Genomic DNA, 23,692 nt, shown 5'->3' on the forward strand with positions numbered 1-23,692 from the left:
CGATGCTCAATCCTTCCATTCGATCCGGTTGAGGAAAATGCTTTCGTTCGGCGTCGGCGTGAAGGAGACCTGTTCGGCGGCTCCGTAGACGACTGAAGCCTGATAGAGCGGGATGATGAGGTTTTCCGCATTCACCTTTTCATGCACCTTCTTGTAGGCAGCCAATCTCTCGTCCTGCGAGAGCGACTTGCGGGCCAGATCGAGCGCTGCATCGATCTCGGCATCCTTTATGCTCGACCAGCCGCTAGAGGAATGCAGCAGAGGATAGAGAATTCCGTCGGCATCCTGGCAGCCGCAGCTCCAACGACTGAAGGCGATTGCGGGGATGACGCCAGGCCCGCCCTGCATCTGCTTCAGCCAGTTGGGCATGTCGGTCATCTCGATCTCGATCTTCATGCCGGCATCGTTGAGCATCTGCTGGATCGCCTGCACGACGCGCTGGTCGTAGACCGGAGAGGTCAGCAGCTTGATCGGTGTATCGGCGCCCGGCGTGGAGGAGATGATCTCTTTCGCCTTGGCCGCATCGAAAGGCGGCGCCTCGATGCCTTCGACCCAGCCCATATGGGCGGGTGATGCGATTTCCGGAACCGGCTTTTCTCCGGTCGCCAGGATACCCTCTGCAATGCCGACCTTGTCGATCGCCATGGCGATTGCCTCGCGAACCGCAGGCTTGTCGAGCGGAGCCTTGGTGACATTCATGCCGAGATAGGCGACACGCTCCGTATTGCCGACCAGTGCCTTGCCCTTGCCCGACGACTGGATCTGCGCAACGAGGTCGCCGTTCAGATAGGTCGCAAGATCACTCGCACCGGCCTGCAGATTGGCAACGCGGGTAGCCGCATCCGGCACGGCGCGGAAGACGGCTTTCGGGAAGGCTCCCTTGTCACCCCAATAGGTATCATTGCGCGCGAGCGTCACCTCGACGCCGCGCTGCCATTTTTCGAACTTGTATGGGCCGGAGCCGACAGGGCTGAGATTGAAGGCGTCCTTGCCTACTTTCTCGACCACGGCCTTCGGCACGATCGACAGTTTGACCAACTGGGCGAAGAGAGGCGGATACGGGCCGTTGGTGGTCAGCGTCATCGTCGTCGGATCGTCAGCGACCGCATCGGTGATCTGGTTGAACTGCCCGAGTTGGGGGCTGGCGAAGGCGGGATCGGTAATGCGCTTCACCGAGAAGGCGACATCTTCGGCCGTCAGCTTGGTCCCATCATGGAAGGTGACGTCATCGCGAATCTTGAAGCGGATCTGCGTATCGGAAAGATAATCCCAGCTGGTGGCAATCTGCGGGACGATCTTGCCTTCGTCATCACGCGTGACGAGATTGTCGAAGACGTTGCGGTAAACGTTGTAGCTGTCCGGATTCCACTGGACATGCGGATCAAGCGACGAGGGCTCGCCCGGCAGATCAATCACAAAAAGATCCTTAGAGGCGTAAGCCTGTAACGGTAATGCAATGCTGGTTGCGGCGAAAATGATGCCAGCGAGAATATGCCTGTGTGATCGCATGAGTTGTTCCCCTTATCAGCGAAAATCAGTTCTCGAAACGCCTTAGCTTGAACTGCAGACCGGCGCAGGTCGTGCAACTTTATTCTAATTCTGAGATGTCAATTAAAATAAATGACATTTCATAAACTCATGTTGACATCTTAAATTTCGCTATGCAATCCTGATTGTCGAGGTGAACAGCCTGACGCCAGAAAGCCGGAAGAGCTGAAGGTGAGAAGGCATGGCCGGACACGGTCGGCTCCAGGAATCCGCTTTGACAAGTTTCGTAAATCTGACGATGAAGGGATCAGAGGACGGCCATTTCGGCTGCCAGAATATAGAATTGAGATACCAGAATGCTTGATAGTGATGCCTATTCGTCGCCGGTGCCCGGTCTGGGCAAAGGTCTCTCTGCCGAACAGACGCTGCGCAGTGCAATCGTGCATTGTGTATTGAAGCCCGGCGAAGTGCTTTCGGAAGCCCGGCTTTGCGACGAGTTCGCCATCGGCCGCGGTGCGGTGCGCATGGCCTTGCAGCGCCTGCAGGCGAGCGGCCTTGTGACGGCGGCACCCCGAAGCGGCTGGCAGGTTGCCCCGGTTTCTGCCGGAGAGATTCGCGAAATCGTTGCCGGCAGGCGTCATCTGGAAGCCATTCTGGCGGAGGTGAAGCTGATCGAGGCGGACCAGGCACATGTGGCGAAGCTCTGCGACATGTATGCTGCCCTTCACGGCCGCAGCGACCCGTCGCTCGATCTACAGGGAACGCTGCGGCGCGCCGAACGCGACCTGCTTTCGCTGCTGGCGACACGGCTCAACATGCCGACGGTGAGCGGCTGGCTTTTCGATCTGTGGGATCGTTCGGCGCGGCTCGTCACCTTCTTCGAGGCACGCAGTGCGGCAAAGCTCAGGGGAGCCGACCGTGCGGCACTTGGAGCCTGCCTGCTTGCCGGCGACCGCGAGGGCGCCAGAGCGCATTTCGCCGCTGCGACCGACCTGCTGGAAGCCTATCTTGCAGCACGTTTTCTTGAATCCTCGGCCGTCCTCAACGAACCGGTCACCCGCCGGAAGCGGGCCGGAAGGACCAAGGCCGAGACAAATGAATTTCAACCGAACCAGGAACGAACAAGGACGAACTGACAATGCCAGGTTTGAGACGTATTACTTCGGCACTTCTGCTTGCTGCCGCTCTGGGCGGCGCAACTTTCCTTAGCGGCCCCGCGAGCGCCAAGGACATGTTCGTCGTCGATCTGGTGAACGAGCCATCCTCGCTCGATCCGCAGAAGCAGTGGAACCCCGACAGCTATTACGTCTACCGCAACGTCTTCGACAACCTGATCACTCGCGACGATGCGGGAAAGATCGCACCGCAGATCGCAACAAGCTGGGAATACAAGTCTCCCTCCGAAGTCGTCTTCAAGCTGCGCAGCGACGTAAAGTTTCATGACGGCGAGAAGCTGACCGCCGAGGATGTCGCCTTCTCGGTCACGCGGATCATCGATCCAGCCTTCAAGAGCCCGCAGCTCAGCCAGTTCAACAAGATCAAGTCGGCGGCCGTTACCGGCGAGAACGAGGTCACGATCACGACGGATGGACCTTATCCGGTTCTGCTTGCGCAGCTGGTAAAGATGTCGATCGTGCCGAAGCATGTGGTCGAGAAAATCGGCGACGACGCCTTCAATGCGGCACCCGTCGGTTCCGGCCCCTACAAGTTCGACCGCTGGGATCGTGGTTCGCTGGTCGCGCTCACCCGCAATGCCGATTACTGGGGCAACAAGGGACCGTTCGAAAAAGCCGAGTTCCGCGCCGTTCCCGATGCCGCTACGCGTCTTGCCGATCTTCAGGCCGGCAATGCAGACCTTATCGTGACACTCGATGCCGACCAGGCGAAACAGCTGGAAGGCAGTGGTTCGGCCAAGGTTCTGAGCGCGCTGACGGAGCGCATCGCCTATCTGAAGCTCAACCCGACGCTTGCGCCGCTCGACAACCCGAAAGTCCGTCAGGCGGTCGCCATGGCGATCGACAAGCAGGGCATTGTCGAAGGCCTGCTCGGCGGCTTCGACAAGCCGGCGTCCCAGATGGCGAACGATACCTATTTCGGTTATGTGCCGGACCTGAAGAACGTGGAATTCGACCCGGAAGGCGCCAAGAAGATCGTCGAGGAGACAGGCGCCGGCAAGACCAAGCTTTCGTTTGCGACCTCGCCTGTCTTCGACCAGCGTATCGTACAGGCGCTCGCACAGATGCTTTCCGATGTCGGTTTCAATGTCGAGATCCAGCTGACCGACATGGCGGCGTATCTGAAGCGTGCCCAGAGCGAACCGGCGCAACAGGCAAACTTCGCCTTCGGCCGCTGGTCCTGCGCTTGCCAGGATGTCGACGGTGTCCTCTTCCCGCTTCTGCATTCCTCAAGCTCGTGGTCGTCACTGCGCGATCCGAAGATCGATGCGCTGCTCGTCACGGCCCGCAACACGCTTGACGAGAAGGAACGCCAGCAGGCCTATGACGGCGTCGCCAAATTTGTCGCCGACGACGTGCCGATGGTGCCGCTCTACGAAGCCGCCGTACTTTATGGCGGCGCCAAGAACCTCGAATGGCAGCCGACCGCCAACGAAAGCATGTTCCTGAACCGCATGTCCTGGAACGACTGATGGAAGCCGGCCGCGATCCGCAATTGCCGAATCGCGGCCTTCCCTACCAGCGGAAAACCCAGCGGGAAACCAAGTGCCGATCTTCTTTGCCAAGCGCCTCTTGCAAGCGCTGATCGCCATCTTCGGCGTGATGACCCTGATCTTCTTCCTGCAGCGACTGGCGGGCGACCCGGTGCTGCTGCTGGTGCCGATGGATGCCTCGCAGGCGGATATCGATCGGATGAGGATCGCGCTCGGCTTCGACCGGCCGGTCGCCATCCAGTATCTCGAATATGTCGGAAACCTGCTGTTCTTCGATCTCGGCCGCAGCTACGTGCAGAACATCCCTGTGGCAGAGCTGATCTGGACCCGTGTGCCCTATACGCTGATGCTGGCCGCTGGCGCGCTGGTGGTGGCCTTCGGGATCGGCATTCCGGTCGGCATCACGCTTGCGATCCGCCGCGGCAAGCCGATCGCGCGTTTGCTTTCCGCCCTCGTGCTTGCCGGACAATCCATGCCGACCTTCTGGAGCGCCATCCTGATGATCATGGTGTTCGGCGTCTGGCTCGGCTGGGCGCCGCCATCGGGTGCGCGTGAACTGTCGAGCATCGTCATGCCCTCGATCGCGCTCGGTCTTTTGTCCATGGCGACCTTCGCCCGTGTCGCACGAACTGCCGTGCTCGATGAGCTGGAAAAGGATTATGTTCGCACCGGCCACGCCAAGGGCTTGCCGATGCGCCGCATCATCTTTCGCCACCTTCTACGCAACGCGTCGATCCCGGTTGTGACGGTCTCGGCGCTGGAGATCGCCAATCTTCTGGCGGGTGCAGTCATTGTCGAGACCGTGTTTGCCTGGCCGGGTCTGGGCCAATTGACCATACAGGCGATCACCGCACGCGACTTCATGGTGGTGCAGGGTGTAGTTCTGCTCGGCGCCATTACGGCCATCGGCCTGAACCTCGTTGCAGACCTGCTTTACAGCCTGATCGATCCGCGCATCCGCATGGGAGCCGGCTCATGAATGCGCAACCGCAATCCGCCACGCCTACCAAACCGGCGCGGTCCTCCAATATCCCCTGGGCTGCCCTGCCCTTCCTCATAATTGTCATAGCCATGGTGCTGCTCGCGATCGCAGCCCCGCTGGTGGCGCCGGTCGATCCGAACACACAGAACCTTCTTGCCCGGCTGAAGGCACCCGGCACCGTTTCGCGCGGCGTCACCTATATTCTCGGATCGGACGAACTCGGACGCGATGTGCTGAGCCGGCTAATCTACGGCGCGCGAATTTCGCTATTCGTCGCCTTTTCCTCGGTTCTCCTGTCCGGCACGCTCGGCAGCATTCTAGGCATGATCGCCGCCTTTTATCGCGGCTGGGTCGAAATCGTCATCATGCGGCTGGTCGACATCGTGCTTTCGGTGCCGGCAATCCTGTTTGCCATCATCACCGTTGCGGTGATGGGGCCGGGCCTCGTCAACGTGGTCATCGTGCTGGCGCTGACCCGCTGGCCACGTTATGCCCGCGTCGCCTATGGACAGACGCTTTCGGTCGCCAACATGCCCTATGTACGGCTTTCGCATTTCATGGGCGCGAGCTGGCTGCGGCTTCTCGGCCGCCATGTCCTGCCCAATATTGCAGGCTCGCTTGCTGTCGTCGCGACGCTCGAATTCGGCCTGATGGTGCTTTTCGAAGCCGGGCTCTCCTTCCTCGGGCTCGGCGTCCAGCCGCCTACGGCAAGCTGGGGCGCGATGCTTTCGACCGGCCGAAACTATGTGGCAACGGCATGGTGGATCGCCACCTTCCCGGGTCTTGCGCTCTTCCTTCTCGTTTTATCGATCAACCTGATCGGCGACCACGTGCGTGATCGCCTCGATCCGAAAGCAAGGTAATCCCGACATGGATTTCAAAAATGAATTTGCCGGCAAGAAGGTCATCGTAACCGGTGCCTGCGGCATCATCGGCGGCTGGATAACCAAGGCATTCGCGGAGGCCGGCGCAGAACTCTGCCTCACCGACCACCGCGCCGAGGCGCTGGCTGCGACCGTTGGCATCTACGGAGATCAGGCTTTCGGTATCACGACGAACCTGATGAGTTCGCCCGACATGGATCGTTTCGCCGGCGAGATCGCCAAGCGCTGGGGCGCGCCGGATATTCTCGTCAACAATGCCGGCATCTATCCGTCGGGCTTTCTGCTCGACATGGACATTGACGATTTCGACGCCATCATGGGTGTGAACCTGAGAGCGCCGTTCTATCTCTCCAAGCTGTTTGCCCGACAGATGGTCGACAAGGGCGTCAAGGGCTCGATCGTCAACATCTCTTCCGGTGCCGCCCGCAAGATGCGGCGCACCGCCGTGACCTATTCGACGTCCAAGACAGCACTCGACCGGCTGACCAAGGGCTTTGCCATCGAGCTCGCCGAATACGGCATTCGCGTCAATATCGTCGAGCCGGGTTTTGCAGCCGGCAGCAACGTCAGCGCCCTGAGCAAAGAACACATAAAGACAGTGACCGACGCCATTCCGCTCGGCCGTGCCTCAAGCAGCGACGATGTGTCGAATGCCGTGTTGTTCCTGTCGTCTTCCGCTGCATCCTACATTACCGGTGCGACGCTTGCCGTTGATGGCGGCAATTCGATCGGCTCGCTCGCCGTCTATCAAGACAAGAAGAAAGCCCTCTAGGCCGAGGAGGAAGCCATGCCAGAACAGAAGCAGGATCCGGCCGCACCACTTTCCGCCTTCCCTGCCTACCAATGGCCGGAGGGAAAGCAATCCGCTGTGCTTTTGTCCGTCGATGTCGATGCCAACTCGCCGTTCTTGTGGTCGCAGGGTGATAGTGCGCCGCAGCGGCTCGGCACCCACGAGATCCGCAATTTCGGCCCACGTACCGGACTGTGGCGGCTGGTCGAACTTTTCGCTCGTTTCGACTTCAAGGCCAGTTTCTACGTGCCTGGCCATGTCGCGGAACAGCATCCGGACATGCTGCCCACCCTGCTGGATGCCGGGCACGAGATCGGCCTGCATGGCTATTTCCACGAGATCGTCTCGGAAATTTCCGATGAAGAGTTTACCGGTGCGATCGAAGCGAGCCTCGAACTGTTCGTCAAGCAGACAGGCAAGCGCCCGACAGGCTTTCGCTCGCCCGCCTGGGAAATGACACCGCATATGCTGTCCGAGGTCAGGCGGCTGGGGCTCAGCTATGACAGCTCGCTCTCCGGTTTCGACCATCCTTACGAGATTGAGGGCGTGACGGAGATCCCGGTTCAATGGGCCGTCGACGACGCTATCTTCTTCAAGTTCGAGGGCGGCGGGCGGGATCGTTTTCCGATGCAATCCGGACGCATGGTGCTGGAGGACTGGAAATCGGAGTGGCGCACCCTGCACCGTTTCGGCGGTCTCTTCACCCTGACCGTGCATGACTGGATTTCCGGTCGCGCCCAGCGCATCGCGCTGCTCGAAGACCTTCTGCAGGAAATTGCAGACGAACCGACCGCCTGGGTCGCGACCGCAGACGAGATCGCCCGTTTCCATCAGGGCTCTGCCAATCAAAACCGCTTCGCCGTCGAGGCAAGAATACCGCAGCCGATCGGCGCGCGGCGATTTGGAAAGAACGCATGACCGAGAGCTGGACCATCCGCAAGGGCGAGACCCGCAGCCGCAACGGGCTGGTCGCCTGCCAGAACCGACTCGCAGCCGAGGCTGGCGCCGCAGTGCTTTCGCGCGGCGGCAATGCCGTCGACGCGGCGGTCGTGACCACACTGGTGCTCAGCATCGTCGAACCCTGGCTTTCCGGCATCGGTGGTGGTGGTTTCATGCTGCGGGCGGACGGCGCAACCGGCGTGGTCGATACGCTCGATTTCAACGTGATTTCGGCGCAGGAACTCGATCCGGAAGATTATCCGCTGACTGCCGGCCGCGACGGCGACTGGTTCAACTGGCCATCGATTACCGGTGACCGCAATCTGATCGGTTATTCGTCGATCTGCACCCCTGGCGCCATCGCGGGACTGGCGGAAGCGCTGGAGAAATTCGGAACACTGACGTGGGAAGAGGCGCTGCAGCCGGCGATCGAACATGCGCGTCGGGGAACGAAACTCGACTGGTTTACCGTCCTGGCTCTGGCAATCGATGCCGCAGGCTTGTCGCGTTTCCCCGCGTCGTCAGAGATATTCCTTGTCGATGGCCGTCCGCCTCGTGCGCCCGAACGCGGCGTCGAGGCTTTTCTGCCGATGCCGGTAAAGGCTGTAACGCTGGAGCGGCTGGCAAAGGCCGGGGCGCGCGACTTTTATGAGGGCGAGACGGCCCGCAAGATCGTGGCGGATCTGCAGGATGGCGGATCGCGCATCGGTGCCGGGGATTTGGCAAGCTACCGTCCGCGCTGGCTCGAACCGCTGAAACACGGCTATCGCGGCCTCGACATCTACGCCATGGGTGGCCTGTCCGGCGGGCCGACGATGATCGACGCGATTTCCGAACTAGACAAGACCTTGCCGACAGAAGATGCTTTGTCCGGCAAAAGCGCGCTCGCCTTTGCGCGAGCGCTGCGCCGGGCATCGGAACATCGTCTGCGCAGCCTCGGCCATGCCGGTGGTGGAAGCTGCACCACCCATGTCAGCGTCGTCGATTCCACCGGTACGATGGTGTCGCTGACCAATACGCTGCTTTCCCGCTTCGGCTCGAAAGTGGTGCTGCCACAGACCGGGTTCCTGATGAACAATGGCATGATGTGGTTCGATCCGCGCAAGGGGCAGCCGAATTCGATCGCACCGGGCGTGCGACCGCTCGCCAACATGTGCCCGATCATCGCTACCCGCGACGGGAAACCCTATATGGCGCTTGGCGCCGCGGGCGGGCGGCAGATCATGCCTGCCGTCGTACAGCTTCTCTCCTATGTTGCTTGTTTCGGACTGTCGCTGGAAGACGCCTTCATGAGCCCACGCATCGATGCAAGCGGGGTGACGATCATGGTCGATCGCCGGGCGCAGGCAGATGTTGCGAACCGGCTGTCCGGCGAGTTTCCGGTCGAGATCGTCGAGGACACGCTTTATCCCGTCAATTTCGCCATCCCTTCCGCGGTGATGCGCGATGGCAATGAGTTCGTCGCCATGGCTCACCCGAACCATCCCTGGGCTGCGACGGCCGAGGAGGCCCGATGACCGGACCTGTCCTGGACGTCAGCGATCTTTCAGTCTCGATCCGCGGCAATACGGTGGTCGACGGGGTCTCGCTTGCGATCGGCGCGGGAGAGATCCTCTCGCTGGTCGGAGAATCCGGCTGCGGCAAGTCGATGACCGCCTTTGCCGTGATGGGGCTGCTTCCCAAGGTGGCAAAGATAGACAGGGGCAGAGTGGAGCTCGGCGGCTCCGATCTTGTCAGCATCAGCGAGGAACGGCGACGGCTGTTGCGCGGCGCGGAACTGGCAATGATCTTCCAGGAACCGATCGCCTCGCTCAATCCGCTGATGCCGATCGGCAGGCAGATCGAGGAAAGCCTGATCATCCATCGCGGCGTGTCCTCGCGCGAGGCAAAATCCGCCGCGATCGACATGCTGGCGGAGGTCGGCATTCCCGAACCGCAACTGCGTTACCGCCAATATCCTTTCGAGCTTTCCGGCGGCATGTGCCAGCGCGCGATGATCGCCATGGCTCTGATCTGTCGACCGAAACTCCTGATCGCCGACGAGCCGACAACCGCGCTCGACGTAACGATCCAGGCGCAGATCCTGGAACTGATGAAACGGCTGAGGGACGAGACGGGCACGGCCATTCTGCTGATCACCCACGACATGGGCGTGGTCGCGGATATGGCAGACCGCGTTGCGGTGATGTATTCCGGCCGGATCGTCGAGGAGGCACCGGTCGAGACGATCTTTGCCAGCCAGCGCCACCCCTATACGCGCCTTCTTCTTTCCACCATTCCCCGGCTCGATGGACAGGCGAAGACCGAACTGCCGGTCATCGAGGGCACGGTCCCCGATATCGGCGCATGGCCAGCCGGATGCCGTTTCAACCCGCGCTGTCCGGTGGCCGGCGACAAGTGTCTGACAGAATTGCCTGCACTTGCGCCACGGCCCGACACCGGCCGCGCTGCCTGCTGGCATAGCGATCGCGTGGAGGCGCTTGTCTGATGGCTCCTCTTCTCTCCGTCCGTGGACTGAAAGTCCATTTTCCGATCAGCAGAGGCCTGTGGGGCCGCGATATCCGTTACGTGAAGGCCGTGGACGGTGTCGATTTCGATATCGCGCCCGGCGAAAGCATGGCGCTGGTCGGCGAAAGCGGCTGCGGGAAATCGACGCTCGGCGCCGCCGTCCTCGGCATGCAGATCCCGACAGCCGGCACGATCTCCTTTGCCGGCGAGGAGGTCAGGCATGGAGAACGTCAGACCCGCATCCGGCTTTCCCGCGATATCCAGACCGTGTTTCAGGATCCGGTTTCGGCGCTCAACCCGAAAATGTCGGTCGGCGACAGCATTGCCGAACCGCTGGCGATCCATGGCGTGGGCGATGCGAAGTCGCGGGCCGAGCGGGTAGCCGAACTGCTTTCGCTTGTTGGCCTGCATCCGCAGCATGCCGAGCGGCGGCCGAACGCCTTTTCCGGCGGACAGCGACAGCGTATCGTCATTGCACGGGCGCTCGCACTGCAGCCGAAACTGCTCATTCTCGACGAGCCGGTTTCGGCGCTCGACGTCTCGATCCGGTCGCAGATCCTCAACCTGCTTCTCGACCTGCAGCGGCGCTTCGGCCTCTCCTACCTGTTCATCAGTCACGATCTTTCAGTCGTGCGTCATTTCGCCGATCGCGTGGCGGTCATGTATCTGGGAAAACTGGTTGAGACCGGGCCTACGGAAGCGGTTTTCGCGCGGCCAGTCCATCCCTATACCGAGGCGCTTCTTTCGGCGGTGCCCCTGCCCGATCCTGTTGCGCAAAGAGCCCGCAAGAGAATCGTTCTGACGGGTGATCTGCCAAGCCCGGCCAATCCGCCGGCCGGGTGTTCTTTCGTCACCCGCTGTCCGCTGGCTGAAGAAATCTGCCGGCAGGCGCCGCCGCCACTGGTGAAGGTTGGTGAAAAACAACAGGCCGCATGCCACGTGCGCGCATACAGGATTAACGAGGAAGGGACGATAGCATGGGCGGAGGACTGAGGATCACGCCGGTCAATGCACAGAATGCACCGCAATCCCTGCATCGGCGCTATTCCCAGGCGGTAGACCTGTCCGGTCACAGCAGGTTGCTGTTCATCAGCGGACAAATTCCAGCCGACGGGCAAGGCAAGGTTCCGGCCGGCTTCGAAGAACAAGCACGGTTCTGCTGGGCCAATCTCATCGCGCAGCTCGAAGCTGCCGACATGGGCCTATCAAACCTGGTGAAGGTTACGACCTTCCTCAAGCGCTACGAAGACCGCGATATCAACGCAAAGGTGCGCTTCGAGGTGATGGGCGAACATCTTGTCGCTCTCTCGACGATCATCACGGATGTCTACGATCCCGAGTGGCTGCTTGAGATCGAGGCAATCGCCGCCGCGTGAGGTTAGGCCACAGATTGTGCGCAGAGGCATGTGCGGTTCAAAGCCAGTTCAGTGGAACTGGCCGCGGCCGCTCAGGCCACCCTCACGGAACAGAGGCCAGGAAGCCATCCGATCTGCCGCCCCCCGGTCCCGATATTCTGGCCGGCACCTTATCGAGCCTGCGGACGGATTTGAAACTTTCGTCGGTGCGAAGATCCGGCATGCTGTGCATCGTTTCGATAAAACGCTGCGCAACCGGCTGGAGTGAACGGTCCGCCTTACGGATAATGCCGACACGGCGATTGAACCAAGGAGCATCCACGAGCTTGTAGGCAAGACCTGTCATATTACCTGCCTCGACAGCAGATGTCGGCAGAATCGCGACTCCGACCCCTGCCCGCACCATGCTCAGCGCCGTCGACATGTAGTTGGCTTCCATGACGACGCTCACCTCGCAGCCTTCACGCTCCATCGAACGCTCGAAAAGCACCCGAACGGTGCTGTTTTTTCGTGTCAGCACCAGCGGATAGGAGGCAAAGTCACTGATCTGCAGGACCGGCGCAGCATTGGCCAGCGGGTGACCGACAGGAAAGAACGCACAGAGGCTATCCGACACATAATCCTCGACCTTGATCGTCCGGTCGGAGCTGATGCGCGTGCCGATGCCGAAATCGACCTCTTCGGCTTTCACGAGCTTGATAATGTCTTCACCGACGACATCCCAGACATTGATCTCGATGCCGGGGTTCTGATCGCGGAAAACCATGATCGCACGCGGAAGGAAACTTGCCGCAACCGATGGCAGGGCGGCGATCTTGACGATACCCCTGCGGGCATAGGTGAGATCCGTCGCGGCGAGCAGGATCTCGTCCATATCCATCGACAGGCGCTCCATCAGCGGCAGGATGTTGCGCCCGGCCGGTGTCAGCTCGACGCGCCGCTTGTTGCGGTCGAAGAGCTTGATGCCAAGCTGCTCCTCGAGCTGGTTGATCTGCACCGTCAATGTCGGCTGGGAAACGTTCAGTTCCTGGGCAGCGCGGGTGAATTTCAAATGATGGACAAGGGCCAGAAAGGCGCGCACCTGGCGGGAGCTGGGAGGAAGGGCCATGGGAACCGGGCTCTTTCGCATAGACGTTTCATTTCGATCGCCTGAGGGCGGGCATTGCGAAATGCCGTCCGCCGAGGCGGGGGATCGAAATCATGGCTAAAGCATCGAGAGCAGGGGGAGATTGATCGTTGTCATGAAACGCCGACAAATCTCTCACTGCACACTATCCCGGTATACAAAAGGGCCGCGGCATTGCACTGCCGCGGCCCACTATTCAGAAATGAACCAGTTCAGCCCTTGATGAAGGCGAGAAGATCGGCGTTCAGGACGTCGGCGTTGACGGTGAGCATACCGTGCGAGAAGCCGGGATAGGTCTTGATCTGGCCGTTCTTCAAAAGCTTGATCGACTTCAGGGCCGCATCAGCGATCGGAACGATCTGGTCATCTTCGCCGTGCAGCACCAGCGTCGGTACGGTGATCGCCTTCAGGTCTTCCGTCTGGTCGGTTTCGGAGAAGGCCTTGATGCCGTCGTAATGGGCCTTTGCGCCGCCCATCATGCCCTGACGCCACCAATTCTGGATCACGCCTTCCTGAACCTTGGCGCCATCACGGTTGAAACCGTAGAACGGGCCGGCCGGAACATCGCGGAAGAACTGCGCGCGATTGGCGGCAAGGGCGGAACGGAAGCCGTCAAAAACTTCCATCGGCAGGCCTTCCGGGTTCGCATCCGTCTTCAGCATCAGCGGCGGGACGGCGGAGACGAGAACCGCCTTGGCGACACGGCCGGCCTTTTGGCCATGCTTGGCGACATAACGGGCAACTTCGCCGCCGCCGGTAGAATGGCCGATATGGACTGCATTCTTCAGGTCCAGATGCTCGGCGACGGCGAAGGCGTCGGCTGCATAATGATCCATGTCGTGACCTTCGGAGACCTGGGCAGAACGGCCATGGCCACGGCGGTCATGGGCGACGACGCGATAGCCCTTGGAGAGGAAGAACAGCATCTGCGCGTCCCAGTCGTCCGACGACAGCGGCCAGCCGTGATGGAAAACGATCGGCTGGGCATCCTTCGGGCCCCAGTCCTTGTAGAAGATTTCGACGCCGTCCTTGGTGGTTACATAAGCCATGGTCTTGTTTCCTTCAGTGGGGTGCTTGGTGGATGCAGCATTGGCTGCAAGGGTGAACGAGGTTGGAATTGCGAGAGTTGCAGCAGCGGCAGCACCGGAGAGCAAAGCGCCGCGGCGGGTGAGAGGGAGGATCGGGTTGGTCATCGTGAACTCCGGGGGTGTCCGTGTGGTTGTGAAAGCCAAGGTATGCGCGTCTGATGCACCGAATATTGTCGAAAAATATTGCCGCCAACAATTGCATCAATAATTTAGAATTAATTGCGATTTTTGAAATTATCGCGAGAGGCGGCGGATGCCGCCTCTCCGTCTCTGCTCAAGCTGCACCGGGCCGGTTGATCGTCAGGAAGTGGCGCACGACAGGCTTTTCCGGGCCGGTGTGATAAGCGAGCACCTTGCCCTGCAGATCGGCATCGGCATTCGAGACCCGCTTGTGCTGGCGCAGATGCTCGGCCCAGGATTCGACCATGAACCATTCGACCAGTTTTTCCGGATCGGCCGAGTCTTCCGTCACGCCCCAACCATAGGCACCATCACGGCGGCGCTCCTGGGAGAGTTCATCGAGAGCATGCAGGAAGGCAGTGCGATGGTGCTTTTCGACATGGTATTCGATGAGGATCAGCACGGGACCACGATCGTGGGCGACGGGTTCGGCGACAAGCGGCTCGGGCCAATGGTTGGACGGGATCATGTCGGCATCGCCGGTGGGCAGTTTCAGGCGATGCATGATGAAACCGGCGACCAACAATCCGGCAGCGCCGATCAGCAGCGTACCCTGAATGCCGGCGGCTTCACCCACCGCGCCCCAGCCAAGGCTGCCTGCCGTCATCGCGCCGTTGAAGACGGTGAGGTAGACGGCGAGACCGCGACCGCGCACCCAGTTGGGAAGGACTGCCTGCGCGGTACCATTCAGCGTCGTCAATGCGGTGATCCATGCGGCACCGAGGAAGAGAAGAGCGACAAGCGCCACCCACTTCGGCGGAGCCAGAGCAAGAATGCCCATGACGAGCGCGGTGACGATTGCAGCACCAAGCAGAAGCCCATCGGCATTCAGTCGGTCGCGCAGTTTCGGCATGACAAGGGCACCACCGATGGCACCGGCACCGACCGCACCGAGCAGGATGCCGTAGAAGCTGGCATCACCACCAAGAAGTTGACGGGCAACGAGCGGCAGAAGCGCCCAGACGGCACTGGCAAAGGCAAAGAAGATCGCGGCACGGGCAAGCACGACATGCAGCGGGCGGCTGGCGCGGGTATAACGAAGGCCCGCCCGGAAAGCGCCGAAGAAACCTTCCGCCAGAGCGTCATTGGCGCCTTTTGCACGCGGCCACCAGACGAGGGCGGCGATAACGACGAGATAGCTCGCAACGTCGGCACCATAGGTGACGCCTGCCCCGAAGGCGGCAAGCAGCAGACCACCGGCGGCCGGGCCGATCGACCGGGCGATATTGATGCCGAGCGAGTTGAGCGCCACGGCGCTTTTTACATCCTGCCGCGGCACGAGTTCGGGAACGATCGCCTGCCATGTCGGCCCCATCAGGGCCGCACCGATGCCGCCGACGAATGTCAGCGCGATGAGGGAGCTGATCGACAGAAGGCCGGTATGGGCAAGCGCCATCAGTGTGAGGCTGACCGATGCCAGCAGGATCTGCACCGCGATCAGGAATTTGCGGCGGTCGAGAATGTCAGTGAGTACGCCCGCCGGAATGGCGAGGAGGAAGATCGGCAGTGTGCCCGCCGCCTGAACCATGGCGACTGCGGCTGGCGAGGCGGAAAGGTCCGTCATCAGCCAGGAACTGGCGACATCACGCATGAAGCTGCCGGTATTGCCGAGAACGGTCGCGGCCCAGAGGACTGCAAAAACCGGTTGGGCGAGAGGGGCGAAGCTACCCCCAGAAGACTTTGGAGCGCTCATTTGCCCTCTCCCTTGGTGAGATCGATTGCGGCGACGATGACGAAAGCACCAGCGAGGCCGAGATGTTCAAAGAAGGCATTGGTCGCCATCATGCGATCCATGCCGGGGGCCATTTCCCAGAAGCGAAGGGCGATGAAGGTTGCGAGAAGCGTGAAGCCTGCAAGCGCCAGAGCACCGACCCAGCGCAGAAAGCCAGACACGACCATGGCGGAGGCCGTCAGTTCGAAGACGATGACGGCGACCGCGAAGAAGGCTGCCGGGTGCAGACCGAAATGATCCATCTCGGCCAAAGCACCGTTGAAATCGAAGATCTTGGTGAGCGGCCCCTGGATATAGGCGGCGCAGAGCGCGAGAAGTGCTGCCGTGCGTGTTGCAGGTGCTGCAACGATGCGGGCGAGCAAGGCCTTCGGCTGTGTTGCGGATGGGGAGTGGGCGGTCATGTCTGCTCCTCTAAGGTTTTGCCGGTCGAAGCGAGCGGCGCTGTTGTCGGCTGATGGAGCGATATTGGCCGGAAACATTGCCGCCAACAATTGCATCAAAAATTGATATTTAATTGCGATTCACGCAATTAAATGGAGATGGCTGCTCAATGGAATTGCGATGCCTGCTTTGTACTCGGCGTCATCCTCGAGAGCTTGTCCCGAGGATCTAAGCCATTGGCCGATTGCGCATTGGTCGACGTGGACAGATCCTCGGGACAAGCCCGAGGATGACGTTCCAGTTTGACGTTGCGCTCCACGAAAGAACGACCTTCTTCCTCACACCGCCCAGCAGGAGCAGCCGAGCGCCCCGAAGAAGCCCTTGAGATCTGCAATCGGCAGTTTCGAGGTCCAGGCACCGGCGTGGTCATGGCCATGGACGCCGCAATCGCTGGCGCAGCCGCAGGTCGAGATCGCGGTGCGACGCAGCGAGCGGGCACCCGCCCCTTCCGGCTCGCCCCAGGCGGCGTAACCGCCGAACTTGCGCACCGGCGACCAGTCGGGCATGGCAGGCGGAATGTCGTTTTCGTCCAGCGCCTTGAAGTCACCGGCACCGTAGACGATCTTGCCGCCGACCATGGTCAGCTCCGCCGTGAGGAAGGAAATCTCGTCCTCGGCGCAAGCGAAGAAGTCCTTGTCCGGCACGACGAGGTCAGCGAACTGCCCCTTCTCGATACGGCCCTTCTTGCCTTCCTCGTTGGAGAACCAGGTGACCTTTTCGGTCCACATGCGCAGTGCGGTTTCGCGGTCGAGGCAATTGGCGCGCGGATAAAGCTGCATGCCGCCGACCGTCTTGCCCGTCACCATCCAGGACAGCGAAACCCAGGGGTTATAGGAGGCGACGCGGGTAGCATCCGTGCCGGCCGAAACATTGACGCCCTTGTCGAGCATGCGGCGGATCGGCGGAGTGGCTTCGGCAACGCCATGACCATAACGCTCGACGAAATATTCGCCCTGATAGGCCATGCGGTGCTGGGTGGCGATACCGCCGCCAAGTGCCGCAATGCGGTCGATCGAACGTTCCGAGATAGTTTCGGCATGGTCGAAGAACCAGTTGAGGCCTTCGAGTGGAATATCCTTGTTGACCTTTTCGAAGACATCGAGCGAACGCGAGATGGTCTCGTCATAGGTGGCGTGCATGCGCCAGGGCCAGCGGTTTTCGGCAAGAACCCGGACAACCTCTTCCAGTTCGCCTTCCATTTCCGGCGCCATTTCCGGGCGCGGCTGGCGGAAATCCTCGAAATCGGCAGCGGAGAAGACGAGCATTTCACCGGCACCGTTGTGGCGGAAATAATCGTTGCCCTGCTTGTATTTGACCGAAGACGTCCAGTTGAGGAAGTCCTGCTTCTCTTCTTTCGGCTTCTGGGTGAAGAGATTGTAGGCAAGCCGGACGGTGAGCTGGTTTTCGTCCGACAGTTTCTGGATGACTTCGTAATCGTCCGGATAATTCTGGTTGCCACCACCGGCATCGATCACGCCGGTAATGCCGAGGCGATTGAGTTCGCGCATGAAATGACGGGTGGAATTGACCTGATAGTCGAAGGGCAGCTTCGGGCCCTTGGCGAGCGTCGAATAAAGAATGCCGGCATTCGGCTTGGCGAGCAGCATGCCGGTCGGGTTGCCGTTGGCATCGCGAGTAATCTCGCCGCCCGGAGGGTTCGGCGTGTCGCGGGTGTAACCGACGGCGCGAAGGGCGGCGCCATTCAAGAGCGCGCGGTCATAAAGATGCAGGAGGAAGACAGGCGTATCGGGGGCGACCGCATTGATCTCCTCGATCGTCGGCAGGCGCTTTTCGGCAAATTGGTGTTCGGTAAAGCCACCGACGACACGCACCCATTGCGGTGCGGGCGTGATTGCCACCTGGCGCTTGAGCATGTCCATGGCGTCGGCAAGCGACCGGACGCCATCCCAGCGCAGTTCCATATTGTAGTTCAGACCGCCACGCACGACGTGGGTGTGGTTGTCGATCAGGCCAGGCATAACGCGCTTGCCCTTTAGATCGACGATCTTCGTCTGCGGACCGGCAAGCGCCATGATCTCGGCATCGGTGCCGACTTCCTGAAACAGGCCGTCCTTGATGGCGATTGCCGTGGCATTGGGATTGGTGCGGTCGAGCGTGGTGACGCGGCCGTTATGGAGAATGGTGTCGGGATGCATCATATCGGTTCCGGTTTTGACGGGATCGGCAGCGCGGGCCGACGAGAAAAGCGACGGGAAGGCGAGGCTGGACGCCGCGCCGAGAAGGGTTCGACGTGTGGGCATCAGCTCTTCTCCTCTACGGATGATGTCTGGTGGGTGGCGAGATCGGCGGTCCGCTCACTGCCTTTCGGCAAATGGCCGAACATGTGCGGCTTGATCTGGTGGATCCACGAGATCGCCGCGGGCTCCTTGCTCCAGAGCGTTTTCGCAAGCGGGATGATCTGCTCGCCGACGAGAATGCCGAGCAGGCCGACAAGGGCGATGACCGGCGGAGCGGGCGAGCGGACATTCAGAAGGCTGTAGACGATACCGACCAGAAGACCGGCGCCAAGCGACAAAAGATAGACTTTCATGGAAACCTCCTCGGTGATGCGGAAACCGCTCCGATTGGGGTTATCGGAGCGGTTCCATCAGGCCTTACTTGCCGTTGATCTGGGCCGGGTTCGGGCCGATGCGCTTGCCGTGGGTGACGCGCTCGGCGGCATCGTGAACCATGGTGTAGGCGTAATCGATGCCCATGCCGTAGGCGCCGGAATGTTCCTTGGCGAGCGAGGTGACGGCGTCATAGGTTTCGCGGTGTGCCCAGTCGCGCTGCCATTCGAGCAAGACCTGCTGCCAGGTGACCGGGATGACACCGGCCTGAACCATGCGGTCCATCGCGTATTTGTGGGCGTCGGCCGTCGTGCCGCCGGAGGCATCGGCAACCATGTAGATTTCGAAGTCGGAACGATCGTTCATTGCCGACAGCGCGAAGGTGGTGTTGCAGACTTCGGTCCACAGGCCTGAAACGACGATCTTCTTGCGGCCTTGGGCGGCGTGTCCGTCGAGCGCGTCGCGGACATTCTGGTCGTCCCAGGAATTCATCGAGCTACGCTCGAGGATGTCGTTCTCCGGGTAGACGGCGAGCAGTTCAGGAAACGTGTGACCGGAGAAGGAAAGGGTTTCGACCGTGGTGATGGTGGTCGGGATATTGAAAATCTTTGCTGCCTTGGCGAGGCCGACGACATTGTTCTTCAGAACCTGGCGATCCATGGACTGGACACCAAAAGCCATCTGCGGCTGCTGGTCGATGAAGATGAGCTGGCTGTTCTTCGGGGTCAGGACTTCGAGCTTGGACATTTGAGGTTCCTCTGTGCGTTTGTTGAACCGCTGATGCGGCAGGTTTTGACTGGGCAGCACCTGCCGACCGGGCGCCGGGGTGTCGGCGCTCGTCTCAGGAGGTTCGTGAGTGTCTGGAGCCTTTTTAAGCTTTGCAGCTCCGTCCACTCTCGTTCGTCTTGGCTGCTGAAAACAAACCTAAAGCGATTTCGAAATTCACGGAATTGCAATATTAATTGCGAGTGAATTGCGATTTCTGAAATTATCGCCTTGCGTTTTTCCGGCTCCTGTCGTGTCTTGGGCTGAAGCTCCAATGGTGATCGTTCGACGGTGCAGAAAATCGCTCAATTGAAGAAAATGGTCTTGTCTCAAAGTCCGGTGAATTGGACGTAAGGAACGTTAGATTTGCCAAATGGCAAAAACAGACGGTCGCCGGCGGACTTGCGGGCCAGCCAGCGGCAACGATTAAACGGATGGAGAAGTCGCCTCAGGCGTTGCGCCGCCAATGGCCCGGCGTGGTCCCCACGACATTGGTGAAAACCCGGGTGAAATGGCTCTGGTCGGCAAAGCCGCAGGCGATTGCCACTTCGGAAAGCGGAGCCTCGGAGCTGCGCAGCATTTCCCGCGCGCGGGTGATCCGCTCGGCAAGAAGCCATTGATAGGGCGTCACACCGGTCGTTTCGCGAAAGGCGCGAATGAAATAGCCGCGTGACAGATTGCAGGCGCGCGAGACATCCAGAATGGATATTTGCCCATCGAGGTTTTCGAGTAGGAGGTTCTTGGCGAGGACCTCGTGTGAGCGCGACAGTTTTCGCGATCTCGTCGAGGATGCCTGCGTCTTGCCGCCGTAACGCTGAACCAGATGGGTACCGATCGCCGTTGCCAGCTGGTCGACGAACAGCCTGCTCGCGTCTTCCGGTCGCTCCAGCGCCGGCACGAGCGCTCGGACGAGATTGGCGAGGACGGGGTCGGTCGACGCGGTTTCCGCGTTGAGCATGGTCACGCCGGAAAAGTCGGCTTCCTGGGCAATTTTGATGAGCGAAGCCGGGGAAATCTCGAGCAGGAGCATGTCGAAAGCCCCGTTGAGATCCGCTTTGTAAGGCTCCGCGAGATTGCGAATGTAGAGAGCGTCCTCCTCGAACACATGGGTAGTCGCGTGATGTTCGTGAAAAATCCGACGCGAGTGGCCGGGGACAGTCGATATGCCGATGGCAAAACCGCGGTCGCTCGCCGGTGTCACGACCTGCTCGATCCTGTCGTCACGCGTGCCCTTGCGGAAAAACGAGATATCCGCACCGTGAAGCGATTGATCCTTGTAGAGCTTGTCGAACGGGCAACCGAAACTGTCGGTCGTCTGCCCGACAGAAGAGTTCGTCCCGCTAATGGATTTACGGAGCAAGGGCCCTACTTTCTCTTTCAACCGTTCAAGGACGACTATGGAGCAACCAAAGGGCAACAAGCGTTTTGATGCCATGGCTGCGAGATTTGGTCTATTCCGTTCTATAACGCTTATGATTGTCGATTATGATTGATTTCGCCATACCGCTTAAGTCGAAACTACTGATTGGCAGTTACAACTTTTCCCAGCACCCGGTTCGAGCTGTACGCCGATACGGGAACAAGCGAGACAGATGTGAGTGAAGCATTGCCCGCAGGCGAGAAGATCGCAGACTATTTCGGGACAGATAATGCCCGATCTCTGACGACCAGGCCGCTTCGCAGAGCCGAACTTTCCATCACTCACCTCTGGCGTCACTACGAGGATACGGACCACCCCGTCATCCTGCCGGCCGATGATGCGTTTCTCGTCGTGCTTTACCTGATCGATGTCGAGCATCGCGATGTCTGGCCCGATCGGCCGCCGGCACCGCTGAAACTCTATCCGAAAGGATCGATCTGTCTGATCAGCCTGAAACACGGCGCCGGCATTGCCATCCGTGGCAGTTTCGAAGCGCTCGTCTTCCACGTTCCGCGCCAACATCTGGCGGAACTTGCAGATGAGGCCGGCGAGCCGCGTGTCGACGACCTGGCGATCTGTCGCGGGATCGAAGACCCGACGGTGCGGGATATCGGGGCCGCCCTGATGCCACTTTTCGACATGGCCGACGATGTCAGAGACCGGCTTCTCGTCCATGTGGCGCTGGCATTCAACGCCCATATCGCACAGCGTTACGGGCGCTCCAGGCATAGGCACTAAAACGCCGCGGTCGTTAAGACACGCGGCGTTTTGCTCTCTCTACCGAACCCCGTCAGGCGGCCAGCGGCTCAAGATTGGCTTCGATCCGGTCACGGAACGGCTCATACTGGGTCGGCAGCTTCAACACTTCGCCCAGATGCGCCGTATCTTCATCGCGGTTGAAGCCCGGCTCGTTCGTGGCGATTTCGAACAGCACGCCGCCCGGCGTGCGGAAGTAGATCGCCCAGAAATAATCGCGGTCGATGACCGGGGTGACCTGATAACCGGTATCCATCAGGGCTTTTCTCACCTCCAGCTGCTTTTCGCGGTTATCGACGGCAAAGGCGATGTGGTGCACGGAGCCTGCACCCTGCCGGGCAAACGGCGTCTTGGGCAATGCGGCGAGATCGATCGTATCGGCGCCGTTACCGCCTGGGATGATGAAGCGGGTGACATCACCTTCGGTTTCAGCGCGCTGGTAGCCCATGAAACCGAGCAGTTCTTCCGTCGCAGCCGTGTCATGCAGATTGAAGCGTGCACCGGCAAAACCGCGGATCGCCGCATCGTCGGGAATGCCTTCCGCCAGCCAAGGCTTGCGGTTGTCATCGGCGGATTCGATCAGCGCAAGCCCATCGCCATCCGGCCCCATGAACTTCAAACGCTTGGCACCAAAGACCGTATCGCTTTCCAGCCCATCGACGCCCTGCGCTGCAAACCGGTCCTGCCAGAATTTCAGCCCGCCCTTGGGAATGGAGAACTGGGTTTCGCCGACCTCACCGACGCCCGGACGACCGAGCATCATGTGCTGGAAGGGGAAATAGGTCATCACCGTGCCGGCAGAGCCGTTTTCGTCACCGTAATAGAGATGGTAGACGCTCGGGTCGTCGAAATTGACGGTCTGCTTGACGCGGCGCAGGCCAAGCGTATCTGTGAAGAAGCGGTTGTTCTGACGGGCATCCGACGCCATCGACGTGACGTGGTGCAGTCCCTTGATATCCTTGATCATCTGAGTGCCTTTCTTTCTCGGCGTTTGTCTGTGTTCGTGGACAGAGATTTAGGCCGATTGATCAGGCTGCGGAATTGCAATATTACTTTTGATTGAATTGCAAATTTTGAAATAATCGAGATGAACGACTATAAAGCCCTCAAGATCTTTCTGCTCGCTGCCGAAAAGCGGAACTTCGCCCAGGTCGCCCGCGAACTGGACATGACGCCGGCGGCGGTGACACGCGCCATCGCGGCGCTGGAAACAGATCTCGGCGTCCAGCTTTTCGTCCGCACCACACGGCAGGTTTCGCTGACGACAGACGGCGCGATTTTTGCCGCACAGGTTCAGCCGGCGATCGAAGCGCTCGAAAATGCCCGCAAGGACGTGATGAACGCCCACAAGGCGGACGAGGGGCGGCTGCGGATCAGCGCTCCGACATGGTTCGGCAAGGCGGTGCTGCCGCCTATCCTTTCGGGTTTCAAGGAACGGTATCCGAAGATGAGTTTCGAGATCTCGCTCTCGGACGGTCTCGTCAACATCGTCGACGACGATTACGATCTGGCGATCCGCATCTCGTCGCAACCTTCCGACAAGTTCACCATCTGGCGCAAGATCCGCGTCGTGCCGCGCATTCTGGTTGCCGCCCCCGGCAGCCGTTTCGTCGACATGCAGCATCCGAGCGAGCTTTCGCCCGATGACTGCCTTGCCTATAGCGGCGAAAGCCGTCGGGAGAACTGGGTTCTGTCGGATGGCGGATCGAGCATGACGATCTCGGCAGGCCGGGCCTTCAGCGCCAACAATGGCGAAGTGCTTGCCGACATGGCGGCCGATGGCGCCGGCGTTGCGATGCTGCCCGGCTTCCACATCGCCGAACATTTGAGGACCGGTCGCCTCGTTCATGTCCTGCAGGGCTGGGCGCCGCCGGAGCTCTGGCTGACGCTTTATTATCCACCCTATCAGGCCCTGCCACCACGCATCGCCTCCTTCTCGAAATTCTTCGAGGAACAGGTCGCGTCGCATATGGTCATGCTTGATTGAGAACCGGCCGACG

At 60.4% G+C, this 23,692-nt stretch carries 22 protein-coding genes; 12 read left to right on the top strand and 10 right to left on the bottom strand.

Annotated features, from left to right (window positions below; all coding sequences use genetic code 11):
* Nucleotides 1–6: 6 nt before the first annotated feature.
* Nucleotides 7–1,509 carry an ABC transporter substrate-binding protein gene (locus HNQ72_RS24030; RefSeq protein ID WP_183996048.1) on the bottom strand — a complete coding sequence of 501 codons (1,503 nt, stop codon included), beginning with the start codon at nt 1,507–1,509 and terminating at the stop codon, nt 7–9.
* Between the two features lie 335 nt (nt 1,510–1,844).
* Here HNQ72_RS24030 and HNQ72_RS24035 point away from each other — a divergent pair, with 335 nt between their 5' ends.
* From HNQ72_RS24035 to HNQ72_RS24080, 10 genes are all read left to right on the top strand, one after another.
* Nucleotides 1,845–2,624: a GntR family transcriptional regulator gene (locus HNQ72_RS24035; RefSeq protein WP_183996050.1), complete on the top strand. Its 780-nt coding sequence runs from the start codon at nt 1,845–1,847 to the stop codon at nt 2,622–2,624.
* A 2-nt stretch (nt 2,625–2,626) separates the two neighbouring features.
* On the top strand, nt 2,627–4,135 hold the full coding sequence (locus HNQ72_RS24040; protein WP_183996052.1) for an ABC transporter substrate-binding protein: 1,509 nt from the start codon (nt 2,627–2,629) through the stop codon (nt 4,133–4,135).
* Between the two features lie 73 nt (nt 4,136–4,208).
* Complete coding sequence (locus HNQ72_RS24045) at nt 4,209–5,135, top strand: ABC transporter permease (RefSeq protein ID WP_183996054.1); 927 nt, start codon at nt 4,209–4,211, stop codon at nt 5,133–5,135.
* Complete coding sequence (locus HNQ72_RS24050) at nt 5,132–6,001, top strand: ABC transporter permease (RefSeq protein WP_183996056.1); 870 nt, start codon at nt 5,132–5,134, stop codon at nt 5,999–6,001. Before HNQ72_RS24045 ends, HNQ72_RS24050 begins: the two co-directional genes overlap by 4 nt.
* Nucleotides 6,002–6,008: 7 nt before the next feature.
* On the top strand, nt 6,009–6,794 hold the full coding sequence (locus HNQ72_RS24055; RefSeq protein WP_183996058.1) for an SDR family NAD(P)-dependent oxidoreductase: 786 nt from the start codon (nt 6,009–6,011) through the stop codon (nt 6,792–6,794).
* Nucleotides 6,795–6,809: 15 nt separating this feature from the next.
* A complete protein-coding gene (locus HNQ72_RS24060; protein WP_183996060.1) occupies nt 6,810–7,730 on the top strand; it encodes a polysaccharide deacetylase family protein in 921 nt (306 codons plus the stop codon).
* Complete coding sequence (locus HNQ72_RS24065) at nt 7,727–9,268, top strand: gamma-glutamyltransferase family protein (protein ID WP_183996062.1); 1,542 nt, start codon at nt 7,727–7,729, stop codon at nt 9,266–9,268. Before HNQ72_RS24060 ends, HNQ72_RS24065 begins: the two co-directional genes overlap by 4 nt.
* Complete coding sequence (locus HNQ72_RS24070; RefSeq protein WP_183996064.1) at nt 9,265–10,239, top strand: ABC transporter ATP-binding protein; 975 nt, start codon at nt 9,265–9,267, stop codon at nt 10,237–10,239. Before HNQ72_RS24065 ends, HNQ72_RS24070 begins: the two co-directional genes overlap by 4 nt.
* A complete protein-coding gene (locus HNQ72_RS24075; protein WP_373289480.1) occupies nt 10,239–11,252 on the top strand; it encodes an ABC transporter ATP-binding protein in 1,014 nt (337 codons plus the stop codon). The genes HNQ72_RS24070 and HNQ72_RS24075 overlap by 1 nt, the downstream gene beginning before the upstream one ends.
* The gene (locus HNQ72_RS24080) at nt 11,237–11,635 is read left to right on the top strand and encodes a RidA family protein (protein WP_183996066.1); all 399 of its coding nucleotides are present in this window, start codon (nt 11,237–11,239) and stop codon (nt 11,633–11,635) included. The genes HNQ72_RS24075 and HNQ72_RS24080 overlap by 16 nt, the downstream gene beginning before the upstream one ends.
* 82 nt (nt 11,636–11,717) lie before the next feature.
* Here HNQ72_RS24080 and HNQ72_RS24085 read toward each other — a convergent pair whose 3' ends face one another.
* From HNQ72_RS24085 to HNQ72_RS24120, 8 genes are all read right to left on the bottom strand, one after another.
* Entirely contained in the window at nt 11,718–12,722 is a 1,005-nt protein-coding gene (locus HNQ72_RS24085) for a LysR family transcriptional regulator (RefSeq protein ID WP_183996068.1), read from the bottom strand.
* A gap of 230 nt (nt 12,723–12,952) precedes the next feature.
* On the bottom strand, nt 12,953–13,789 hold the full coding sequence (locus HNQ72_RS24090) for an alpha/beta fold hydrolase (RefSeq protein ID WP_183996135.1): 837 nt from the start codon (nt 13,787–13,789) through the stop codon (nt 12,953–12,955).
* 313 nt (nt 13,790–14,102) lie between these two features.
* Nucleotides 14,103–15,701 carry an MFS transporter gene (locus tag HNQ72_RS24095; RefSeq protein WP_183996070.1) on the bottom strand — a complete coding sequence of 533 codons (1,599 nt, stop codon included), beginning with the start codon at nt 15,699–15,701 and terminating at the stop codon, nt 14,103–14,105.
* Nucleotides 15,698–16,141: a DoxX family protein gene (locus HNQ72_RS24100; RefSeq protein ID WP_183996072.1), complete on the bottom strand. Its 444-nt coding sequence runs from the start codon at nt 16,139–16,141 to the stop codon at nt 15,698–15,700. Before HNQ72_RS24100 ends, HNQ72_RS24095 begins: the two co-directional genes overlap by 4 nt.
* A gap of 318 nt (nt 16,142–16,459) precedes the next feature.
* Nucleotides 16,460–18,442: an amidohydrolase gene (locus HNQ72_RS24105; RefSeq protein WP_183996074.1), complete on the bottom strand. Its 1,983-nt coding sequence runs from the start codon at nt 18,440–18,442 to the stop codon at nt 16,460–16,462.
* A complete protein-coding gene (locus HNQ72_RS24110) occupies nt 18,442–18,732 on the bottom strand; it encodes a XapX domain-containing protein (protein ID WP_183996076.1) in 291 nt (96 codons plus the stop codon). The genes HNQ72_RS24105 and HNQ72_RS24110 overlap by 1 nt, the downstream gene beginning before the upstream one ends.
* A 64-nt stretch (nt 18,733–18,796) precedes the next feature.
* The gene (locus HNQ72_RS24115; RefSeq protein ID WP_183996078.1) at nt 18,797–19,498 is read right to left on the bottom strand and encodes a hydrolase; all 702 of its coding nucleotides are present in this window, start codon (nt 19,496–19,498) and stop codon (nt 18,797–18,799) included.
* Nucleotides 19,499–19,964: 466 nt separating this feature from the next.
* A complete protein-coding gene (locus tag HNQ72_RS24120; RefSeq protein ID WP_244654506.1) occupies nt 19,965–20,876 on the bottom strand; it encodes a helix-turn-helix domain-containing protein in 912 nt (303 codons plus the stop codon).
* Between the two features lie 234 nt (nt 20,877–21,110).
* Between HNQ72_RS24120 and HNQ72_RS24125 the strand changes: the two genes are divergently transcribed.
* On the top strand, nt 21,111–21,674 hold the full coding sequence (locus tag HNQ72_RS24125; RefSeq protein WP_183996082.1) for a hypothetical protein: 564 nt from the start codon (nt 21,111–21,113) through the stop codon (nt 21,672–21,674).
* Nucleotides 21,675–21,726: 52 nt separating this feature from the next.
* On the opposite strand, the gene HNQ72_RS24130 is transcribed toward HNQ72_RS24125, so the two are convergent.
* Nucleotides 21,727–22,659, bottom strand: coding sequence for a VOC family protein (locus tag HNQ72_RS24130; RefSeq protein ID WP_183996084.1), 933 nt, complete (start codon nt 22,657–22,659; stop codon nt 21,727–21,729).
* A 120-nt stretch (nt 22,660–22,779) separates the two neighbouring features.
* Here HNQ72_RS24130 and HNQ72_RS24135 point away from each other — a divergent pair, with 120 nt between their 5' ends.
* Nucleotides 22,780–23,679: a LysR family transcriptional regulator gene (locus HNQ72_RS24135; RefSeq protein WP_183996086.1), complete on the top strand. Its 900-nt coding sequence runs from the start codon at nt 22,780–22,782 to the stop codon at nt 23,677–23,679.
* The last annotated feature ends 13 nt before the right edge of the window (nt 23,680–23,692 follow it).

The organism is Aliirhizobium wenxiniae (genome assembly GCF_014201355.1).
Taxonomy (GTDB): Bacteria; Pseudomonadota; Alphaproteobacteria; order Rhizobiales; family Rhizobiaceae; genus Neorhizobium; species Neorhizobium wenxiniae.